19 protein-coding genes are annotated in these 19,185 nt (G+C 66.2%); 8 read left to right on the top strand and 11 right to left on the bottom strand.

The window, feature by feature from the left end; translation table 11 throughout:
- Nucleotides 1-90 precede the first annotated feature (90 nt).
- Nucleotides 91-792: an SDR family NAD(P)-dependent oxidoreductase gene (locus RMCN_RS12515; RefSeq protein ID WP_067389443.1), complete on the bottom strand. Its 702-nt coding sequence runs from the start codon at nucleotides 790-792 to the stop codon at nucleotides 91-93.
- 138 nt (nucleotides 793-930) lie between these two features.
- Nucleotides 931-1,545 carry a class I SAM-dependent methyltransferase gene (locus RMCN_RS12510; RefSeq protein ID WP_067389554.1) on the bottom strand — a complete coding sequence of 205 codons (615 nt, stop codon included), beginning with the start codon at nucleotides 1,543-1,545 and terminating at the stop codon, nucleotides 931-933.
- Between the two features lie 46 nt (nucleotides 1,546-1,591).
- Between RMCN_RS12510 and RMCN_RS12505 the strand changes: the two genes are divergently transcribed.
- From RMCN_RS12505 to RMCN_RS12495, 3 genes are all read left to right on the top strand, one after another.
- Nucleotides 1,592-2,020, top strand: a complete 429-nt coding sequence (locus RMCN_RS12505; protein WP_067389441.1) for a MerR family transcriptional regulator — start codon at nucleotides 1,592-1,594, stop codon at nucleotides 2,018-2,020.
- Nucleotides 2,021-2,082: 62 nt separating this feature from the next.
- A complete protein-coding gene (locus RMCN_RS12500) occupies nucleotides 2,083-2,949 on the top strand; it encodes an alpha/beta fold hydrolase (RefSeq protein ID WP_067389439.1) in 867 nt (288 codons plus the stop codon).
- A 90-nt stretch (nucleotides 2,950-3,039) separates the two neighbouring features.
- A complete protein-coding gene (locus RMCN_RS12495; protein WP_067389437.1) occupies nucleotides 3,040-4,512 on the top strand; it encodes an MFS transporter in 1,473 nt (490 codons plus the stop codon).
- Between the two features lie 24 nt (nucleotides 4,513-4,536).
- Here the strand turns inward: RMCN_RS12495 and RMCN_RS12490 are convergent, their stop codons facing one another.
- On the bottom strand, nucleotides 4,537-4,965 hold the full coding sequence (locus RMCN_RS12490; protein ID WP_064350137.1) for a type II toxin-antitoxin system Rv0910 family toxin: 429 nt from the start codon (nucleotides 4,963-4,965) through the stop codon (nucleotides 4,537-4,539).
- Nucleotides 4,966-5,330: 365 nt separating this feature from the next.
- On the opposite strand from RMCN_RS12490, the gene RMCN_RS12485 reads away from it, so the two are divergent.
- The 4 genes from RMCN_RS12485 to RMCN_RS12470 all read left to right on the top strand — a co-directional run bounded on the left by RMCN_RS12485 (nucleotide 5,331) and on the right by RMCN_RS12470 (nucleotide 9,440).
- Nucleotides 5,331-6,449 carry an ABC transporter ATP-binding protein gene (locus RMCN_RS12485; RefSeq protein ID WP_067389551.1) on the top strand — a complete coding sequence of 373 codons (1,119 nt, stop codon included), beginning with the start codon at nucleotides 5,331-5,333 and terminating at the stop codon, nucleotides 6,447-6,449.
- A gap of 91 nt (nucleotides 6,450-6,540) precedes the next feature.
- On the top strand, nucleotides 6,541-7,719 hold the full coding sequence (locus RMCN_RS12480; RefSeq protein ID WP_067389435.1) for a polyamine ABC transporter substrate-binding protein: 1,179 nt from the start codon (nucleotides 6,541-6,543) through the stop codon (nucleotides 7,717-7,719).
- A 3-nt stretch (nucleotides 7,720-7,722) separates the two neighbouring features.
- Nucleotides 7,723-8,598 (top strand): ABC transporter permease, encoded by an 876-nt coding sequence (locus RMCN_RS12475; protein ID WP_064413236.1) that lies wholly within the window; start codon nucleotides 7,723-7,725, stop codon nucleotides 8,596-8,598.
- Complete coding sequence (locus tag RMCN_RS12470) at nucleotides 8,595-9,440, top strand: ABC transporter permease (protein ID WP_064413237.1); 846 nt, start codon at nucleotides 8,595-8,597, stop codon at nucleotides 9,438-9,440. The genes RMCN_RS12475 and RMCN_RS12470 overlap by 4 nt, the downstream gene beginning before the upstream one ends.
- A gap of 92 nt (nucleotides 9,441-9,532) precedes the next feature.
- On the opposite strand, the gene RMCN_RS12465 is transcribed toward RMCN_RS12470, so the two are convergent.
- On the bottom strand, nucleotides 9,533-10,396 hold the full coding sequence (locus tag RMCN_RS12465) for an EamA family transporter (RefSeq protein ID WP_067389433.1): 864 nt from the start codon (nucleotides 10,394-10,396) through the stop codon (nucleotides 9,533-9,535).
- 64 nt (nucleotides 10,397-10,460) lie between these two features.
- Nucleotides 10,461-10,895 (bottom strand): hypothetical protein, encoded by a 435-nt coding sequence (locus tag RMCN_RS12460; RefSeq protein WP_067389431.1) that lies wholly within the window; start codon nucleotides 10,893-10,895, stop codon nucleotides 10,461-10,463.
- Nucleotides 10,896-11,071: 176 nt separating this feature from the next.
- Here RMCN_RS12460 and RMCN_RS12455 point away from each other — a divergent pair, with 176 nt between their 5' ends.
- Entirely contained in the window at nucleotides 11,072-11,584 is a 513-nt protein-coding gene (locus RMCN_RS12455) for an Rv2253/PknI dimerization domain-containing protein (RefSeq protein ID WP_110765819.1), read from the top strand.
- Nucleotides 11,585-11,589: 5 nt separating this feature from the next.
- On the opposite strand, the gene RMCN_RS12450 is transcribed toward RMCN_RS12455, so the two are convergent.
- Genes RMCN_RS12450 through RMCN_RS12425 form a run of 6 tightly spaced genes read right to left on the bottom strand, consistent with a single transcriptional unit; the run spans nucleotide 11,590 to nucleotide 19,183 of the window.
- A complete protein-coding gene (locus tag RMCN_RS12450) occupies nucleotides 11,590-13,131 on the bottom strand; it encodes an MCE family protein (RefSeq protein ID WP_067389428.1) in 1,542 nt (513 codons plus the stop codon).
- Nucleotides 13,131-14,408, bottom strand: a complete 1,278-nt coding sequence (locus RMCN_RS12445; RefSeq protein WP_067389425.1) for an MCE family protein — start codon at nucleotides 14,406-14,408, stop codon at nucleotides 13,131-13,133. The genes RMCN_RS12450 and RMCN_RS12445 overlap by 1 nt, the downstream gene beginning before the upstream one ends.
- On the bottom strand, nucleotides 14,405-15,871 hold the full coding sequence (locus tag RMCN_RS12440; RefSeq protein ID WP_067389423.1) for an MCE family protein: 1,467 nt from the start codon (nucleotides 15,869-15,871) through the stop codon (nucleotides 14,405-14,407). The genes RMCN_RS12445 and RMCN_RS12440 overlap by 4 nt, the downstream gene beginning before the upstream one ends.
- Nucleotides 15,868-16,950, bottom strand: a complete 1,083-nt coding sequence (locus tag RMCN_RS12435; protein WP_064413270.1) for an MCE family protein — start codon at nucleotides 16,948-16,950, stop codon at nucleotides 15,868-15,870. The genes RMCN_RS12440 and RMCN_RS12435 overlap by 4 nt, the downstream gene beginning before the upstream one ends.
- A complete protein-coding gene (locus RMCN_RS12430) occupies nucleotides 16,950-17,972 on the bottom strand; it encodes an MCE family protein (protein ID WP_064413244.1) in 1,023 nt (340 codons plus the stop codon). The genes RMCN_RS12435 and RMCN_RS12430 overlap by 1 nt, the downstream gene beginning before the upstream one ends.
- Nucleotides 17,969-19,183 carry an MCE family protein gene (locus tag RMCN_RS12425; RefSeq protein WP_067389420.1) on the bottom strand — a complete coding sequence of 405 codons (1,215 nt, stop codon included), beginning with the start codon at nucleotides 19,181-19,183 and terminating at the stop codon, nucleotides 17,969-17,971. Before RMCN_RS12425 ends, RMCN_RS12430 begins: the two co-directional genes overlap by 4 nt.
- Nucleotides 19,184-19,185 lie beyond the last annotated feature (2 nt).

Below are 19,185 nucleotides of genomic sequence, written 5' to 3'. Positions count from 1 at the left end.
TGGACCTAGACAAGCCGATTTTCTCAAGCAGGACAGGCACTTCCGTGCATTACACGCCCGTCATCAACCGATCATCACGAAAGATCGAGGCTAGGTGTTGCGGCCACCGTTGACGCCGATGATCTGACCGGTGATGTACCCGGCTTCTTCTGAGACGAGAAACGCGCATGTGGCCGCGATGTCCTCGGGCTTACCCATGCGGCGCACCGGGGTCGCGTCGATCGTCGCCTGGATGTCACCGAGGTGACCCCGCACCTCCGCCGCCCGCAGCATCGGCGTGTCGATGAAACCCGGCGGCACCGCGTTGACCGTGATGCCCACCGGCCCGTATTCGAGCGCCAGCGTCTTCGTCAACCCGTTCACCGCGGATTTTGCCGCCACGTAGTGCGCCATGTACGGCGCGCCGGAATGCGTGCTCGACGACGAGATGTTGACGATCCGGCCCCAACCCGCGTCCACCATGTCCGGCAATACCGCCTGCACGCAGTGAAAGACGCCGTTGAGATTGACGTCGACCACGCGCTGCCATTGCTCGAACGTGATGTCGGCGAACCGCGAGAACCCGTCCAGGCCCGCCGCATTGACCAGAATCGCCACCGGCGCCAGCTGGCTACGGACCGCCGACAGCGCGGCGTCGACCTGACCGCGATCGGTGACATCCGCGGTGAAGGCGAGCTCCTCGTCGCTCGGCGCCAGGTCGAGCGTGGCGACGCGGTGACCGTCGGCGCGCAACCTTTCCACGATCGCGCGTCCGATCCCCGAGCCGCCGCCGGTGACGACCGCTGTCTTCATTCGCTAGTCCTTCCGTAATGTCCTGTCAGAGAACGTGTTAGGTCGATTGGCGAGGTGTCCGCAGGCCCATCGTGCGCTGGCGTGCAGTCTTCAGGTCTAGCAGACGCACACTCGGCGCCGGAGGTCGGCCGCGGCCGCTCAGGGACGAACGGCCCGGACGGCCCACACGTCGCGCCGCCCCGCTTTGTGCCCGCCGACCGTCACGTCCACGAAACCCGCCGAACGGCACAGCTCCGCGAACGCGTCGGCCTGCCGGCGCGTCCACCCGTGGCTGGCCAGGCCCGTCGCGCCCGGTTTCGTCTGTCGTTCAACGGCGAGCAGGCGCCCACCGGGAACCAGCAGCCGAGCCGCCTCGCTGAGCCCGTCGCCAACGTCCTGCCAGTGGTGCACGGTCGCCAGCGACCACACCACCGTCGCCGACTGGTCGGACAAGGGCACGCGCTCGGCGGTCCCCGTCGTCCACGCGACAGAACCGTCGGGTGTGAACATGCGGGCGAGCCGGAGCATCACCGGCGCCGGATCGACCCCCGTCGCGACCGCACCGCGGCGGACGGCCTCGCGGACCGCAGAACCGGGACCGCACCCGATGTCGACCACGGTGTCCGCGGCCGACACCTCAGCGAGGTCCGCTGCAAGACGCGCGCTCGGCCGCCCCATGAGCATCAACACCAGCCCGACCAGCGCACCCATCGGGCCGGAGAAACCGGGATGGTCGGCGTGATGGTTGACGGGCAGGTTCTCGGCTGCAGTCATGATCACAAGCTTGCCGCTTCGAGTCGGCTTGAAGTCAAATGGCGGCATGGACGCGATCCCCATCGGCGAGGCCGCCGCCCGGTTGCAGATGGCGCCGTCGACGCTGCGCTACTACGACGAACGCGGCCTGGTTCGTCCCCCGAATCGGCAGGCTGGGCGGCGCATGTACGGAGCCGACGAACTGCGCCGCCTGGCACTGTTGAAAATCTTCAACAAGCTGGGATTGCCGCTCGACACCGCTGCGGCAGTCCTGGATGCGCCCAGTCCGCAGTGGCGCGAACTCGTGCGCCGGCAGATCAGCCAGCTCGACGACGTGATCGCGCAGGCGCGCGGAGCCCAGCAGTTCCTCACGCACGCCCTGCACTGCCCCTCCGAGCACCCCGCCCGCGAATGCCCGACGATGACCGGTGCGTTGGACCGGCTGGTGGACGGCGTATCGGTCGAGCAACTCGCCGCCGAACACGCCGATCCCTGACCGTCCGAGCGATATGTGCGTCCCGATCCGGGTATAGATGCCTACCGGAAGGGACCACGCTCATGACCGAGATGGACTATCTGGAGTTGCACGGCGATCGCGTCGCCTACCGAGACGTCGGCAGCGGTGCGGAAGTACTGCTGCTGATCCACGGGATGGCCGGAAGTTCGGAGACGTGGCGGGCGGTGATCCCGCAGCTGTCACGGCGGTACCGCGTGATCGCGCCCGACCTGTTGGGGCACGGCCAATCGGACAAACCCCGCGGCGACTACTCGCTGGGCGCGTTCGCGGTGTGGCTGCGCGACCTGCTCGACGAACTCGGCGTCTCCAAGGCCACCATCGTCGGCCAATCGCTCGGCGGCGGAGTGGCCATGCAGTTCGTCTATCAGCATCCCGACTACTGCCAGCGCCTCGTCCTGATCAGCAGCGGCGGCCTGGGCCCCGACGTCGGCTGGACGCTTCGCCTGCTGTCGGCGCCGGGAGCCGAGTTCATCCTGCCCGCCATCGCACCCCCACCGGTTCTCACGGTCGGCAACAAGCTGCGCGGTTGGTTCGGCACGGCCGGCATTCAGTCGCCACGCGGGGCGGAGATGTGGAGTGCCTATTCCTCGCTGGCGGACGCCCAGACGCGCCATGCCTTCCTTCGCACCCTGCGCTCGGTCGTCGACTATCGCGGCCAAGCGGTGAGCGCGTTGAACCGTCTGCACGTGGCCAACGAGCTGCCGATCATGGCCATCTGGGGCGACGAGGACCGGATCATCCCCGTCGCCCATGCCTACGCGGCGCATGAAGCGCGGCCCGAATGCCGGGTGGAAGTGCTCGAGGGTGTCGGGCATTTCGCCCACGTCGAGCGGCCGAACGCCGTGGTGGATCTGCTCGACGATTTCATCAGCACCACGGCCCAACCCGTCGTCAACAGCGAACCGTAGCCGCGACGTCTGCACCGCCCGGTACGGGTGCCCGAGGAACGCGCGGACATAATCGACGAAACGGAAGGTCATCTAAGGATCGGAGCGGTTGTGGTCGGCACCGGCGCGGCGCAGTCGCCCACGATCGGTCGAGAGCGCTCCCCTCGCCTACTGGTCGCCGGGCTGTCGATCGTCGTGCTCACCGTCGCGGTGCTGCAGACCGCCGTCGTCCCGGTGCTCGGCATCATCGCCGACCAACTCGACGCGTCCATCGTCGGCGTGAGCTGGGCGGTCACCGCCAACCTGCTGGCCGCCGTCGCGGCCACGCCGCTACTGGGCCGGCTCGCCGACCTCCACAGCAAGCACCGCGTCCTGCTGGGCGTGCTCGTCGTCGTGCTGGCCGGATCACTGCTGGCGGCCATGACGTCGTCTCTGCAACTGCTCATCGTCGCCCGCGTGCTTCAGGCCGCCTCGTTCGCGCTCTACCCGATCAGCATTGCGATCCTGCGCGAGGACCTGCCCCCCGATCGTCTGATGTCGGCGATGGCGGTGCTGTCCGGCACGCTGGGATTCGGCGGCGGAACCGGACTGGTCGTGGTCGGACTGTTGATGACCGGCGACGCCGGCTATCACCGGGTGTTCTGGTTGACGACCGCGTTCACCGTGGCCGTGATCGCGATCGTGCTTCTGGTGGTGCCACGACGGCCGCGCCACGTTGCCGGATCGATCGACTGGCTGGGAGCGGTGGGCTTGGCGGTGGGACTGTCGGCGCTGCTGTTGGCGATCAGCCAGGGGCAGACGTGGGGCTGGGCATCGCCTGCCACCCTGAGCTGCGTTCTGGGTGCATTGGCAGTGCTCGCCGGCTGGTGGTGGTGGGAGCGTCACATCAGCCGACCGCTGGTATCGACGTCGATGCTCACCCGGCGACCGATCCTGCTCACCAACGTCGCGACGATCTTCGTCGGCATGGGGCTGTACTTCGCGTTCCTCGGGTTGACGCTCTTCGTTCAAATCCCGCGCGAGGCAGCGGGTTACGGCTTCGGCGCGACCGTGCTGGAAGCCAGCGTGGTCTATCTGCTTCCCGGCGCGTTCACCGGCTTCGTCGTCGCGTTGGTCAGCGGCAGGTTCATCGACCGCTTCGGCGCTCGACCGGTGCTCCTCGTGGCGGCGATCGCCGGCATCGCCGGATTCCTGTTCGTCGCGTTGGTGCACTCGCACACCTGGCAGATCATCGTCGCGAGCATTCTCGCCAACGCCTACATCAGCCTGGGCTACGGCGCGCTGCCCGCGCTGGTCGTCAGCGAGGTGGACGCCGGCGAAACGGGCGTGGCAACGGGCATGAACGCGATAGCACGCACAATCGGCAGTTCGATCGCGGCAGCGGTGGTCGCCATGCTGCTCAGCCGCTCGGTGCCCGGAACGGGCGTGCCGATGGAGAACAGCTTCGTCGCGATATTTCTGGGCGGGGCGATCACGTCGACGCTCGCACTGGTCCTGATCGCCGCGTCGCGTCCGTCGTCACGGCCGATGGATTCCGTGGAGGCGCGCTACGAAACGCGTGCCATGAACCACGAGTGGGGCTGACGCGCCAGCCGGCGATGCCGTTGGTCAGTGCAGCGCGGCCAGATTGCTGACCGACTTGCGCACGTCGGATTCGATCACCTTGGCCACCAGATTGCCGATGCGCGTGTTCAACAGCCCGCCGGAGAGGTCGGCGACCACCTGGAACGTCGAGCCGGGGTTGTCCGCGCGGACGCACAGCGTCAACCCGATTCGGATGCCCGGGCGGCCGCGGCCGACCATCTCGACGACCTTGGGCTCGTCGTAGCGCGTGACCTGCCAGTGGATGGTGTTGCGGAATCCCTTGACCTTGATCAGCGACGACACGCATGTCCCGACCTCGATCTCGGAGGGCACCTCACTGCGCCACCCACCGAAGATCGTCAGCCACTCGTCGAACCGGCTCAGGTCCGAGGCCAGCTCCCACGCCTTGTGCGGGCTCAGGTCCGACGACACCGAAACGTCCACTGCTGCCATGACTAGTGCCGTACCCCACGAAGCGGGGCAGGTAAACGGCGTTTCGCCCGATCATGGCGGGGCGGGCTGCGAAACTGATCCAGACACCGGTTCAGCGTCGGCGCCGGCTGCGGTCCAGGGGCCAGGTCGACGACTGTCCGGCGGCAGCGAATTTGGTGTCCGTGGTCACGCCAGACGAAGGATTCCATTGTGAATATGTAAATTCCCTGCGGAATCGCTTGCGAACGACCGCTCGATCCGCGATTGTTTACCCACAGCTCGGGGGGCTGTCCGGAGGAGGACCCGCACTGACCGGCACACACACCACCGCCGTCGACCAATCATCGGGACACAACGAGGCGCCCCGCCGGACAGGCGCCCCGGTCATCGAGATCGACCACGTCACCAAGCGCTTCGGCGACTACGTCGCCGTGGCCGAAGCGGACTTCTCCATCGCCTCGGGCGAATTCTTCTCGTTGCTCGGTCCATCCGGCTGCGGCAAGACGACCACCCTGCGCATGATCGCCGGGTTCGAGAGCCCCACCGCCGGCGCGATCCGCCTCGAAGGCGTCGACGTATCGAAGGTCCCGCCCCACAAACGCAACGTCAACACGGTGTTTCAGCACTATGCGCTGTTCCCGCACATGTCTGTCTGGGACAACGTCGCCTACGGTCCCCGAAGCAAGAAGCTGGCCAAAAATGAGATCCGCAAGCGGGTCGACGAACTCCTCGAGATCGTCCGGTTGACGGATTTCGCCGATCGCCGCCCCGGCCAGCTCTCGGGCGGGCAGCAACAGCGCGTCGCGCTGGCGCGCGCATTGGTGAACTACCCGAGCGCACTGCTGCTCGACGAACCGCTCGGCGCCCTGGACCTCAAGCTGCGTCAGGTGATGCAGTTCGAACTCAAGCGCATCCAGCGCGAAGTGGGGATCACATTCATCTACGTGACCCACGACCAGGAGGAAGCGCTGACAATGAGCGACCGAATCGCGGTCATGAACGCCGGCAACGTCGACCAGATCGGTACGCCGACCGAGATATACGACCGGCCCGCCACGGTGTTCGTCGCCAGCTTCATCGGACAGGCCAACCTGTGGGCCGGCCGCCAGACCGGCAGGGCCAACCGGGATTACGTCGAGATCGAGGTGCTGGGCTCGACGCTGAAAGCGCGGCCGGGCGAGACCACGATCGAACCCGGAGGGCACGCGACGTTGATGGTGCGGCCCGAGCGGATTCGCGTGTGCATGGACGCGCCGACCGGTGAGCTCGTCGGTGTGCACGCGACGGTCACCGACCTGACCTTCCAGGGCCCGGTGGTGCGGCTGTCGCTGGCCGCGCCGGACGACTCGGCGATGATCGCCCACATCGGTCCCGAGGAGGATCTGCCGATGCTGCGCCCCGGCGACCAAGTGCATGTCTGCTGGAGCCCGGACGCGTCACTGGTGTTGCCCGCGGCCGACATTCCGACCGCCGAGGATCTCGAGGAGATGCTCGACGATTCCTGAATCGTCACCCCCGGCGATCCGACACCGCCCTGAGCTACGACTCGGAAGTTGTCGGCCCCTCCCCTCCCTCCAACGAAAGGCACTGCCCGCCATGCCCCATGAGATGGATCCCCGCCTCGCCCGCTTCGCCGCCAACCGCACGTCGCGTCGCCGCTTCATCGGCGGAGGCGCGGCTGCGGCCGCCGCCGTGGTCCTCGGCCCGTCATTCCTGGCGGCGTGCGGATCAGACAGCGGCACCTCGGGCACCACGACTCAGGAAGGCGGGCCGGCGAGCGGCACACTGCGGATCTCGAACTGGCCGCTGTACATGGCCGAGGGATTCATCGCCGCCTTCCAGCAGGCGTCGGGTATCACCGTCGACTACAAGGAGGACTTCAACGACAACGAGGAGTGGTTCGCCAAGGTCAAGGAGCCGTTGTCGCGCAAGCAGGACATCGGCACCGACCTCGTGGTGCCGACCGCGTTCATGGCGTCGCAGATCCGGAAGCTGAACTGGGTCAACGACTTCAGCGAGAACGGCATTCCGAACAAGAAGAACCTGCGGCCCGATCTGCTCGACGCGCAGATGGACCCGGGCCGCAAGTGGAGCGCGCCATACATGACCGGCATGGTCGGCCTGGCCTACAACCGCGCCGCCACCGGCCGCGACGTCACCAAGATCGACGACCTGTGGGACCCGGCGTTCAAGGGCCGCGTCAGTATGCTCTCGGACTTCCAGGACGGCTTGGGCATGGTCATGCAGTCCCAGGGCGGGGACCCTGCCTCGCCGAGCACCGAATCGGTGCGCAAGGCGGTGGACCTCGTCCGCGAACAGAACGACCGCGGCCAGATCCGCCGGTTCACCGGCAACGACTACGCCGACGATCTGGCGGCGGGCAATGTCGTGATCGCGCAAGCCTATTCGGGTGACGTCGTGCAGTTGCAGGCTGACAACCCCGACTTGCAGTTCGTGGTTCCCGAATCCGGCGGCACCGACTTCCTGGACGTCATGGTGATCCCCTACACCACGCAGAACCAGAAGGCCGCCGAGGCGTGGATCGACTTTGTCTACGACCGGGCCAACTACGCCAAGCTCATCGCCTTCACACAGTTCGTTCCGGTCCTCTCGGACATGACCGCAGAACTCGACCAGATCGACCCGAATCTGGGCAAGAACGAGCTGATCAATCCTCCGCAATCGACGCTCGACCGGATCACGGCCTGGGCTCCGCTCGAGGACGAGCAGAAGCAGCAGTACGCCTCGATGTACGCCGAAGTCACCGGCGGTTGATGCATGGCAGGAGTCGCCAGTAGCGGCCGACAGCGCAGCAGGATCGCCCCGTATCTGATGATCCTGCCCGCGATGGTGTACCTCGCGGTGTTCTTCGTCGTCCCGTTCATCTCCCTGGCGCGGATGTCGCTGTCGACGACCAGCGGCTCCATTTTCCTTCCGACACTGACGTTCTCCTGGGACTTCGGAAACTACGCCGAGGCGTTCAGCAAGTATCAGGAGCAGATACTGCGGTCGTTCGGTTACGCCGCCACCGCGACGGTGCTGTGCGTGCTGCTGTCGTTTCCCCTGGCGTATGTGATCGCGTTCAAGGCCGGGCGTTTCAAGAACCTCATCCTCGGTCTGGTGATCCTGCCGTTCTTCGTGACGTTCCTGATCCGCACGATCGCGTGGAAAACCATTCTGGCCGACAACGGTTGGGTGGTCGAGGCGTTGGGCGCGATCGGGCTGTTGCCGGCCGACGGGCGGCTGTTGTCCACCAGCTGGGCGGTCATCGGTGGCCTCACCTACAACTGGATCATCTTCATGATCCTGCCGCTGTACGTCAGCCTGGAGAAGATCGATCCGCGGCTGATCGAAGCCTCCAAGGACCTGTACTCGTCGAATACCCGCAGCTTCACCAAGGTCATCCTGCCGCTGTCGCTTCCCGGCCTGCTGGCCGGCAGCCTGCTGGTCTTCATCCCGGCCGCGGGTGACTTCATCAATGCCGAGTATCTGGGCAGCACCCAAACGACGATGATCGGCAACGTGATTCAGCAGCAGTTCCTGGTCGTCAAGGACTATCCGGCCGCGGCGGCGCTGAGCATGGTGCTGATGGGCATCATCCTGGTGGGTGTCCTGCTCTACACCCGGGCATTGGGCACGGAGGAACTCGTATGACCGTCCAGGCCCTGGAAGCGGCGACCAGCCTCACGCCGGCCAAAAGAGTCAAGGGATCGCCGCGGTGGGGCGACTGGCTGCTGCGGATCGTCGCGGGGCTCGTGCTGCTGTATTTGTTCCTGCCCATTTTCGTGATCGTGCTGTTCTCGTTCAACGATCCGAAGGGCAAGTTCAACTACAGCTGGCAGGGTTTCACCCTGGACAACTGGGCCGATCCGTTCAAGTATCCCGCGCTGACCGAGGCGCTGAAGCTGAGCATCAACGTCGCCGCAGTCTCCACCGCGGTGGCGTTGGTACTGGGTACATTGGTGGCCATAGCCCTTGTGCGCCAACGGTGGCGGGGACAGCGCGCGGTCGACACGTTTCTCGTCCTGCCGCTGACGGCGCCCGAGGTGGTCATGGGTGCCGCGCTGCTGGTGCTGTTTCTCGACCTCGGCTGGGCGACCGGCTATGTGACGATCGTGTTGGCCCACATCGCATTCGAGGTCAGCTTCATCGCGATGACGGTGCGTGCGCGGGTGCGCGGCTTCGACTGGACTCTGGAGGACGCGTCGATGGACCTCGGCGCCAGCCCCACCCGCACGTTCTTCCGGGTGACGCTTCCATTGATCGTTCCCGGCATCGTCGCGGCCGCCATGCTGTCGTTCGCGTTGTCGCTCGACGACTTCATCATCACCTACTTCGTCAGCGGTTCGACCGTGACCTATCCGCTGTACGTCAATGCCGCAGTGAAGGCCGCGGTGCCCCCGCAGATCAACGTCCTCGCCACGGCGATCCTGGTGATCAGCCTCGTCCTGCTGGCGGCGGGAACCCTGTACCGACGCAAGCGGATCGACGTCTAGCGACGCTACCTCGCCTCCCCTCACCGCGAGCGTGCGAGTCTGCCCACGACACGCCGCGATTCCTCGGCAGTTTACGCACGCTCGTCGGTGCTTCACGCCACTTCGACGGGGACCGGCGGTGTGCGGGCTCCGGTGCGCGCGGCGCCCATACCGGCGGCCACCACGAAGCACATGCCGAGCACGCCGAGCGGTTCGGGCACCTGGTGCAGGATCAGCAGGCCGATGACCATCGCGAAGCCCGGTTCGAGCGCCATCAGCGTTCCGAACGCGGCGGTGGTCAGTCGGCGCAATGCCAGCAGTTCCAGCGCGAACGGCACGACGGGCAGCAGGATCGCCAAGCCGATCCCGATCAACAGGATGTCCTCCGAAAGCCGCGGTAGCACCAGGTGGCCGACGGCCAGGGTGGCCACGATGCCTGCGACGGGCATCGACACCGCCAGTCCCGACATCCCCACCACTTCATCACCGACCCGCTGGGTCAACAGGATGTAGGCCGCCCAGCAGGCAGCTGAAGCCAGCGCGTACAAAACGCCGACCGGGTCGACATGGCCCGCCCACGGTTGGGTGAGCAGAAGGACTCCGACCGCGGCCAAACCCGGCCACACCAGGCGATTGCGCCCGGTGCCGTGCGCAACGGCGACGCCCAGCGGGCCGAGGAATTCAATCGCGCTGGCGGTGCCCAACGGAATGCGGGCCAACGCGGCCATGAACAGCAGGGTGATGCCCGCGGTGACCACGCCGAGCACCACGCACATGCGAAAGCTCGCCCAGGTGAAGGCCCGTGGCCGCGGCCGGACGATCAGGAGCATCAGGACGCCCGCCCACGCCAGGCGCAGCCACGCCGCGCCTTCGGCACCGATGCGGTCGATCAACATCACCGCGACCGCGGCGCCGGTCTGCACGGACAGCATCGCCGCGACCGCCATCAGCACCCCGCTGCGGGCCTGGCTCACCATGCTGGCATTCAACGGGACGTCGGGCGTTCACGTCCACGCCATTTCCCCCGAGACGCGGCGACGTCTACAGGCGTGCGAGGCTGAACGGGTAGGTGAAGGTTCCTCCCGGCGCGCCGTCACACCCGGTCGCGAACGACGACTCGAGCGTGCCCGATCGCGTCGCTGCATCCCACGAGTAGACGTCGCGGGTCGGGACCACCGGCCCGTAGTAGACGTTGCCGCACCGCAGACCGTCGGGAACGTCGACCGTCAACGTGTAGCGTCCGTCGACCAACCGCGCGTCGCCGCTGTAGGGGAACGCCTTCGCATTGGGCTGCGGGATGGCTTGTACGTGCACGCATTCGCCGGGGCAGCGCGACACCGCCCACAGCCAGGTGTGGAAGTCGTATCGCCCGTCGATCACCAGATGGAAGTTGCCATACGGAGTGTCGGCGTAAGCGATGGCAGGGACAAACGCGGATACCAAAGCGAGTGCCAAGCCCACGAGCGCGGCTTTCATGTTGACCTCCGGACGGCGGGCGCGGCAAAGGTCCTTGATACCGCAGGTGCTCGCCTGCCCACGGCGATGATGCCGCTCAGCGGGATTCGGCCGTTCCGCTGAGCGGACGACGGTCACACTCGACCCGAGACCAGCGCCTAGGTTGATGCTTCACCACGATCGCTAAGGAGGCGACGATGCGGATGCCCGGACTTGCAGGGTGCGGCGTCGCTGCCGTCGCGGCGGGCATCGGGTTGGCCGCCGTCACCCACGCCACCGAGCACGACTGGGGCCTCAACGGCCGCTATCTCGCCACCTCCAACGGCGAATACGCCAAGACCAACGAGATGTTTCGCGATGAGGCCAGCCTGCGCAGCACCTGGACCATCGAGACGACATGCAGCTATCCGACCGAGTGCACGGGCACGGTGGTCAGCGACTTCGGTTGGACCGCAACGATTTACAAGACGGGTGGCGTCTGGTACGTCAAGCACACGGTCGAGAACTGGATCCCGTGTCCGGACGGCACGGCAGCCCCGGGTCTCCAGGTGTTCCGGTTCGTCCCCGTCAACGAGGACGGCAGCATGACCGACCCCGCGTCGACGACCTTGGCGGGTGAAGACCAGACCACCGGCCCGAGTGGCGCATGCGGGGTCAGCAAGCCGGTCTTCATCAACATGCCGTTCAAGCTCGTCAAGGTGACGGGCTGATCGATTCATCCGTTCGGGACGAGTAGGTCCTGCCACGACTGTGTGCCAGCGGGCGCGGTCAGGTCGGCCTGTCGGAAGACCTTGCCGTCGGGCGTGGCGTATTGGCCGGTCTGGGGATCGTAGGGCGCGAACGCAATGGACGGTCCGCCACCGGACCGCGACGAGCTCGGTGCCACGACCGGAGCGCCGCCGGCAGGCACCGTCGCGGGCGGTGTTTCTCGAGGCGCTTCCGATGGTGGCATCGGCGTGCCCTCCAGCGGAGCGTGGATCCGCTCGCTGAAGTCGACGCGGTCGTCGGGTGCGACCCCCTGGGCGATCAGGCTGGGATCGATCGGGTACGGGCCCAGCGGGTGCTGACGCATCGCCAACGGCTCGAACGGCTTGTCGCTGCGGCACATTTCGACGGTCGGGGCGCGCTTGCCGGGCTGGCCGAGACACGGATAGTTCCGCGCACCGCGCACGCCGATGGGTGAGTCCTGCGGCAGTTTGCAGTAGAGGCCATCGGGTGTGTCGACGATCGTCTCGTCCTCGGGTGATCGCCACATGTTGGGCGGCAGGAAACCGACCGTGCACGCGGGCGGATCGCTGATCACCAACGTGAAATCGCCCAGCGCCATGCCGGTGGGATTGTTTCGCGCCACGCCGACTGTCTGCGTGGCCGCCACGTACGGCGGGAACAGCACCAGAAGTTGTTCCAGCGCGGCGTGATACGTCACCCCCACCTGGCCGACGGTGACGAGGTTGGCCAGCAACACCGGCAAGGTCGCCTTGACCTGGTTGAACAGCTGCGACGCCTCGTCGGCCGCGCGGGGACCGACATCGAGGAGCGTACGCATCTGGGCGTCGTCGGCCTCGAGTTGTCCGGTGATCCCCGCGACGCTGCGCGCCCAGGTGCGGATGGCGTCGGCCGACTGCGCTTGGCCGTCCAGCAGCGGACCGCTGTCGTCGATCAGCGCGCGGGTGCGGTCGACGACCGCATTGCCGTCGCCCAGAATCGTCGCCGAGGAGTCGAGCAGCGAACCGAAGTCGTAACCGGTTCCGTCAAGGCCCCTGAACGATTCGTCGAGCAGCCCGCTGATCTTGTCCTTCGGGATGCTGTCGACCAGTGCGCTCACCTGATCGAGCATCGGGCCGACGGCTTGCGGCACCGATGTGTTCTGCCGCGGGATCACCGAACCGTTCTGCAGGAAAGGGCCGTTCGCGTTCTCGGGGATCAGATCCACGTACTGTTCCCCGACCGCCGACACGCTGCGCACGTTCGCCTTCGCATCGGCCGGGATTTTCGGCGACGTGTTCAGCGACAGCGTCGCGACGGCACCGTCCCGAGTGGGCCGCACGTCGAGGACCTTGCCCACCTGCACCCCGCGGTACGTCACGTTGGAGAACCGATAAAGGCCTCCGGTGCCCGGCAACTCCAATTGCACCGATATGCGACCAATGCCCAGCAGTGTCGGTACTTGCATATAGGTGAAGAACATCAACGTGATGCCGACCACCGAAGCGATGGTGAAGACGATCAGCTGATTGCGGATGAATCGAGTCAGCATCAGTTGCCCTCCGCTCCCCCGGCGCCCACCGCGCCGGTGGTCGCGGCTGGAGCTTCAGGCACCGGTCCGGGTGCCGGCCCTGACGCGTGGTCCACCGCAAGCTGTGAATCCGCCTGTTGCTGACCAGCTTCCACCAGCGGCGGCAAGCCTGCCACCTCGGTGGGCGTCGCGGTGATCGGCGCCTTCAACGGATCCAGGGTGTAGGTGAGGTACCAGGGGTCGCCAGGAGCGGGCACCATCGGCGCTCCTTCCTGCCCCCAGCGGGTGCCCAGGAAGAGCCCTCTCTTGAGCCGCGGGATGGTGAAGTCGAAGATGATGAACTGGTTCATGTAGTCCCCGCGTATGGCACGGTCGATGAAGCTCTGCGTGTAGGGGAATGTCGGCGCGTAGGCCAGGACGGTACCCAGGTCCGGTCCGACGTCGGCGAGCGCGCGAAGCGTCGGTTCGAGGTTGGCGAGGTTGCGGACGAGGTCATCCTGCGTGTCGTCGATCAGTCCGGTGGCGGTGTCGCTGAACCGACCGAGCCGGTCCAACGCTTCGGTGATCCGAGGCCGTTCCTTGACCAGGACGTCGAGCGCTGGCGGAATGCGTTGCAGTGCACCGCTGATCACGTCGCGCTCCGATGCGAAAGTTCCGGACATCCGGTTCATGGCCGCGATCGATGCGGTGATGTCGTCGCGTTGGGTGTCGAGCATTCCGACGAAATCGTTGAGCCGCACCAGCAGGTCCCTGATCTGGCCTTCCCGTCCGTTCAGCGCGGCGTTGAACTCGCGGACGATGTCCCCCATCTGGCCGAGGCCACCGCCGTTGAGCACGACCGACAGCGACGACAGCGTCTGTTCGGTGGACGGGTACGTCGACGACCTGTCCACTCCGATGGTCGAACCGGGTTCGAGTTCTCCACTGGGCGCTTGGCCAAGCGGCGGGTCGAGTGCGAGATGCATGGATCCGAGAAGGCTGGTCTGTCCCACCGTAGCCACCGCGTTCGCCGGGACGACGACGTCGGGTCGCACCGAGACCTCGATGTCGGCGGTCCAGTTCGTCACCTTCATCTTGCCGATGCTGCCCACCACGACATCACCGATGAGCACGGGTGAATTCGGTTCCAGCGAACCGACGTTGCGGATCTGGACGCGGTATACGTCGGCGTGTTCCCCACGGCCGACCGTGCCGGGCAGCGGCAACGAGTTGACTCCGTCGAACTCACACCCGGTTACCACGAAGGCCGCGCAGCACACCGTGATGATGAGGCGTCGGATCGATCTGGCGAGGGTCATGGCGTTGGACCACCTCCCGTGGGAGGGGCCGCCGTCGGCGGTGCGGCCGCGGCCTCCGCCGGCAACAGCATGTCCTCGAGTGAGGACGGTTGGGGCACGGCCGCCGGTGGGCCCGGCGGAACCGGTGCGCCCGGGAACAGCGCTGGTTGCGGAGCGGCGGGCAGACCCGTGGGCGCGTAGGCGCCGGGCGGACCGGCCGGGGTGCTCCAACCCGGTGGCGGCGGCGTGTCACCCGCGCCGGTGTACGCCGATACAGCCGGCGCGATTTCGGGCGGCAGCGGGCTTTCGCCCGCTCCGCCCGGAGCGAGCGCCGGATCCGAGTAGATCAGGTTGCCGGGGCTGGGCGACTTCTGCAGATAGGCGTTGAACGGCATCGGCAGGTAGTTGAAGTTGAGCAGGCGCAGTGCGGGGCCGAGGTATTCGGCACAGGCTTTGGACGCTTCCGGCGCCGTCGCGTTCTTCACCGCTCCGATCGCTGAGCACACCAGTTGCACTGGGTTGGCGAAGTTGGCCAGTGCGAAGCCGCCGATCATGGTCCCGGTGTCGGGGTTGTAGATGTTGTAGCCGTTGCCGATGGCGTTGGGCGCGACGTGCAGCACGTTCTCCAACGCAAGCCGGTTGTCGGAGAGGTTCTGTGTGACGTCGGCGAGTCGCTGAATCTGCTCGGCAGTCTGATCCCTGCTGCCGGCGATGAACCGCTGCACCTCGCCGACGGCTTCGGACAGGTGGGTGAGTGCTGCGTCGAGATCCGACCTACTCGCGTCGACCACACTGCTGACGGTGGCCAGGCGGTCCTGGAATTGCACGATCTGGGCGTTGCTGTCGCGCAGTGCGGTGACGAAGGTCTGGAGGTTTTTGATGACGTCGGCGATGTTGCCGCTGCCGTCGGCGAGGATCCGGCCGACCTGAGAGAGCTGGGTGATGGTTTCGCGCAGCTTGTCACCGTTGCCGTCCATGGCGTTCGCCGCGCTGTCGATGAAGCGGCTCACAGATGTCGTCGAAATATCGCCTTGCGGGCCGAGATCGGTCGCCAGCCGGGTCAATTGGGTCTTCACCTCATCCCATTCGACGGGCACCGCCGTTCGGTCGACGCCGATGACAGCGTCGTCCGGCAGGGTGGGTCCGCTCGTCTCGTAGGCAGGGGCGAGCTGGACGTAGCGCGCTGAGACCAGGTTCTGCGCGACGATCACGGCTTTGGCGTCGGCGGGGATCGGCACGTCGCGGTCGACGGACAGCCGCATGCGTGCGTGCGCCCCGTCGGGCTCGATCGATTCGATGGTGCCGACCCGCACCCCCGCGACGCGGACCTCGTCGCCGGGGTAAATCGCGGTTGCCGAGCTGAAGTATGCCGTGATGGTTCTGGGGCCGAAGAATCCTTGTCGCACGACGACGGCGACCCCGGCGACGAGCAGGCCCGTCAGTGCGATCAGTAGTGCGGCCGTCAGAGGTTTGCGCTGCCTCATCGCGACCCTCCCGGAATACCGTTGTACGGGAACGGGAATTCGGCCCGTGGCCCCGCGTTGTCGGGCGGCTGACCGGCGTTCACGCCGCGGCGGTAGCCGAGCGCGTAGTCGAGGAACGGTTGCAGCGACTGGGCGGGCAGGAGGTTGCCGACGAAGGCGTTGTAGTAGAAGCCGTTGTTGACCGCCTCACCCTGTGTCACTTGGTACTTCGACAAACCGGTGAGCGCCTTGGCGATGTTGTCGCGATTGCGCTGGAGCATGTCGTAGACCGAGTTCAGCTTCTGCAGCGTTGGGGCCATCTCCTGTTCGTTGTCGTGCACGAGACCCTTCAGTTGCTGAGCCACGGCCGAGGTGTTGGCCAGCAGGTTGACGATCGCGTGTCGACGCTGTTCGAGAACACCCATCAGGTCATTGGCGTTGAGGAGCAGGGTGTTGAGCTGCTGGCTGCGCTCCGACAGCACGCCGGTCACGTCGGCGGCGCTGGCGAGCAGCTCACCAAGTGACTCATCGCGGCCGTTCAGTGACGAAGACAGCCGGCTCAGGCCGTCGAAGGTCGGACCGAGCTGAGGCGCGATCCGGTCGATCGTCTCGGAGAGCGTGTCCAGGGCCCGGTTCACGGATGCGGTGTCGGTCGCCGCCGTGTTCGCGGTGAACTCACTGACCGCCTCGGTCAACGAGTATGGCGAGGAGGTCCGCGACAGCGGAATCACATCCAACGGTTTCATGCGCTCGTCGCCCGCAGGGTCGAGCGTCATCATCCGCTCCCCCAGCAGTGTGCCGGTGCGGATGTGCGCCGTGGTCTGCGATCCGAGGCCGACCTTTCCGTCGACGGTGAACGTCACCAACGCCTTGCCCTTGCTCAGCGTGACATCGGATACCGATCCGATCGTCATACCCGAGACCTTGACGTCGTTTCCCGGAGCCAGGCCTGCAGCCTCGGTGAACAAGGCCTGATACCTGATGGCGGTGGCCCACGACCACAACCGTTCCGGCTGTAGCCCGATGGCGATGACGAGGATGACGAGCGTCACGCCGATGAATCCGGCCCGGATCAACGAGGCACCACGGTATTTCAGCATCAGGGTTCCCCGCACCTTCCGTTCTGCTGGAGGATCCAGGGGAAGTGGGCGGTGCGGCCCTGCAGGTCGGTGACCCGCACCGAGATGCCGCAAAGGTACTGGTTCAAGAAGCTTCCGTACGCGCCGAGACGAACCAGTTTCTTGTAGTTCTGCGGCAGCTTCTGCAGTGAGATGTCCAGCAGCGGTTTGTCCTTCTCGAGCAACGGAGCCACCCGGTTGAGTTGGTCGATACTGCCGGCGAGCGGCGGACGTGCCTGAGTCATCAGCTCGGCCAGCGAGGCGGTCCCGCTGTCGAGCGCGGTGATGGCCTCCCCGATCGGGTCGCGGTCGGTGGCCAGACCGGTGATGAGCTTCTCGAGGCGGTCGACGGCGCCGGAGAACTTGTCCCCGTCCTTGGCCACGGTCGCCATCACCGCGTTCAGGTTGTCGATCAGCTCCCGGACGATCTGGCCGTTGTCGGCGATCGCGGTCGTGAATGAGGCGGTTTTGGCGAACAACGACTCCACGTTGCCGCTCTGGCCCTGCAAGATCTGGATCAGCGAGTTGGTCAGGGCATTCACATCGTCCGGATTCAGGCCGCGGATAACCGGTTTCAATCCGCCGAGGAGAAGGTCGAGGTCCAATGCCGGCTCGGTGCGCTCGGCGGGGATCTCAGACCCCGGTCCGGCGACCCTGGTGGAGCCGGGGCCGTCGAGGAGTTCGAGGTAGCGATCCCCCACGAGGTTGAGGTACCGCACCGCGGCCTTGGTGCCGGTGGTGAGCACGATGTCGGTACTGGCGTCGAAGCTGACCACGACGGTGTTGTCCGGTCGCAGTGAGACATCGTGGACTGTGCCGACTCGGATTCCCGAAACCCGCACCGAATCACCGGTTTTCAGACTCGAGACATCGGTGAACACCGCCGAGTAGTCGTTCGACGACCCCGTGCGGTACTGGCCGAAGATCGCGAACAGCGCGCCGGTCAACAGCAGCATCACCGCGCAGAAGACGCCGAGCTTGATCGCTGTGCCGACCCCGCTCATCCCGGCATCCCGATCTGTGAGGTGTTTCGCGGCGGACCGTCGATCGGGCCGAACAGCGCCTGCTTGAGCGCATCGGAGTTCAACAGGATGCCCTGATTGCCGTACTGCGCACGGCTGGCGTCGATATCGCTGACGACGTAGGGCGCCCGCGTTTCGTATCCGACGTCAGGCAGGCCCGCGCACTGGGGGCCACCCCTTGCTGCCACCTTCGGCAGGTTCCCGGGGTAACGGTACCGTTCGGAGCCCAGCACGAAGGAATCCAGCAGTAGAACCCCGGGAACTGGTGAGGGCGCCGCCGTGGCCAACGGAACCATGCCTGCCAGCACACAATTCAGGGCTGGGTGGTACTGGCTGGTCAGGTCGGTCGTGGGTACGAGCAGGTCGAGGACTTCAGTGATCGCCTGCCGGTTGTCGGACAGTACTTCGTTGCCGATCTCGGCGAACCCGATCGCGCTGAGCAGCAGGGCGTCGAGATCGTGCTGCTTCTCGACGATCGTGTCGCTTACGGCCGACGCACTGTCCACGATCGCCAGGAGATCCGGGCTCGCGTCGGCGTACGCGTCGAGAACTTCTGGTAGGACCGCGATGTCGTGGCTGAGGTTGTCCAGACTGGGGTTGAGCTTTGCGAGCATCGTGTCCAGGTCGGACAGCGCCTGCCCGAACTTCTCGCCACGGCCGCTGAGCCCGGAGGCCAACGCACCCAGTGTCTCGTTGAGTTTCGCCGGCTCGATCTTGTTCAGCACGGAGACGAGTTGTTCGAATATGGTGTTGATCTCGACCGACACGTGATCGGCGTCGAGAACCTGGCCGGCCCGCAGCGACTGCGCAGACGGATCCGACGGCGGCACCAGGGCAACGGATTTCGCGCCGAACACCGTCGAGGACGCGATGTCGACACGTACGTTGGCCGGAATCAACTCCATCGCGGAGGGATCCATGGCGAGGTGGATAGCGGCCTTCCCGCCAGGGAGCGGTTCGATGGCGGAGACGGTGCCGACTTGAGCGCCGTGCAGTTTGACCCTGGCATCGGGATTCATCACGAGACCGGCGCGGTCGGTGATGACGGTGACCGGCTCGGTGCTGGTGAAATCCCCCCGGAAGAGCGCGACGGCGATGGCGACGACCGCTGCGATTGCGGCGATGGCAACGAAACCCGCTATCGGCCTTGCGTATTCACGCGGCTGTGTCGGTGGCTCGTGGTTGCTGGTCAACG

The organism is Mycolicibacterium novocastrense, assembly GCF_001570485.1.
In the GTDB taxonomy this organism is placed as follows: Bacteria; Actinomycetota; Actinomycetes; order Mycobacteriales; family Mycobacteriaceae; genus Mycobacterium; species Mycobacterium novocastrense.
Note: the sequence above shows the minus strand (reverse complement) of the source record. Positions and strands in the feature narration are given on the sequence as shown.

Bases quoted from the DNA above. Each gene is read 5' to 3' on its own strand.
- RMCN_RS12475 (WP_064413236.1), top strand. From the start codon at position 7,723: ATGGCAGGAGTCGCCAGTAGCGGCCGACAGCGCAGCAGGATCGCCCCG.
- RMCN_RS12465 (WP_067389433.1), bottom strand. From the start codon at position 10,396: ATGGTGAGCCAGGCCCGCAGCGGGGTGCTGATGGCGGTCGCGGCGATG.
- RMCN_RS12435 (WP_064413270.1), bottom strand. From the start codon at position 16,950: ATGCTGAAATACCGTGGTGCCTCGTTGATCCGGGCCGGATTCATCGGC.
- RMCN_RS12460 (WP_067389431.1), bottom strand. From the start codon at position 10,895: ATGAAAGCCGCGCTCGTGGGCTTGGCACTCGCTTTGGTATCCGCGTTT.
- RMCN_RS12450 (WP_067389428.1), bottom strand. From the start codon at position 13,131: ATGCTGACTCGATTCATCCGCAATCAGCTGATCGTCTTCACCATCGCT.
- RMCN_RS12490 (WP_064350137.1), bottom strand. From the start codon at position 4,965: ATGGCAGCAGTGGACGTTTCGGTGTCGTCGGACCTGAGCCCGCACAAG.
- RMCN_RS12470 (WP_064413237.1), top strand. From the start codon at position 8,595: ATGACCGTCCAGGCCCTGGAAGCGGCGACCAGCCTCACGCCGGCCAAA.
- RMCN_RS12510 (WP_067389554.1), bottom strand. From the start codon at position 1,545: ATGACTGCAGCCGAGAACCTGCCCGTCAACCATCACGCCGACCATCCC.
- RMCN_RS12445 (WP_067389425.1), bottom strand. From the start codon at position 14,408: ATGACCCTCGCCAGATCGATCCGACGCCTCATCATCACGGTGTGCTGC.
- RMCN_RS12430 (WP_064413244.1), bottom strand. From the start codon at position 17,972: ATGAGCGGGGTCGGCACAGCGATCAAGCTCGGCGTCTTCTGCGCGGTG.
- RMCN_RS12515 (WP_067389443.1), bottom strand. From the start codon at position 792: ATGAAGACAGCGGTCGTCACCGGCGGCGGCTCGGGGATCGGACGCGCG.
- RMCN_RS12440 (WP_067389423.1), bottom strand. From the start codon at position 15,871: ATGAGGCAGCGCAAACCTCTGACGGCCGCACTACTGATCGCACTGACG.
- RMCN_RS12480 (WP_067389435.1), top strand. From the start codon at position 6,541: ATGCCCCATGAGATGGATCCCCGCCTCGCCCGCTTCGCCGCCAACCGC.
- RMCN_RS12455 (WP_110765819.1), top strand. From the start codon at position 11,072: ATGCGGATGCCCGGACTTGCAGGGTGCGGCGTCGCTGCCGTCGCGGCG.
- RMCN_RS12500 (WP_067389439.1), top strand. From the start codon at position 2,083: ATGACCGAGATGGACTATCTGGAGTTGCACGGCGATCGCGTCGCCTAC.
- RMCN_RS12505 (WP_067389441.1), top strand. From the start codon at position 1,592: ATGGACGCGATCCCCATCGGCGAGGCCGCCGCCCGGTTGCAGATGGCG.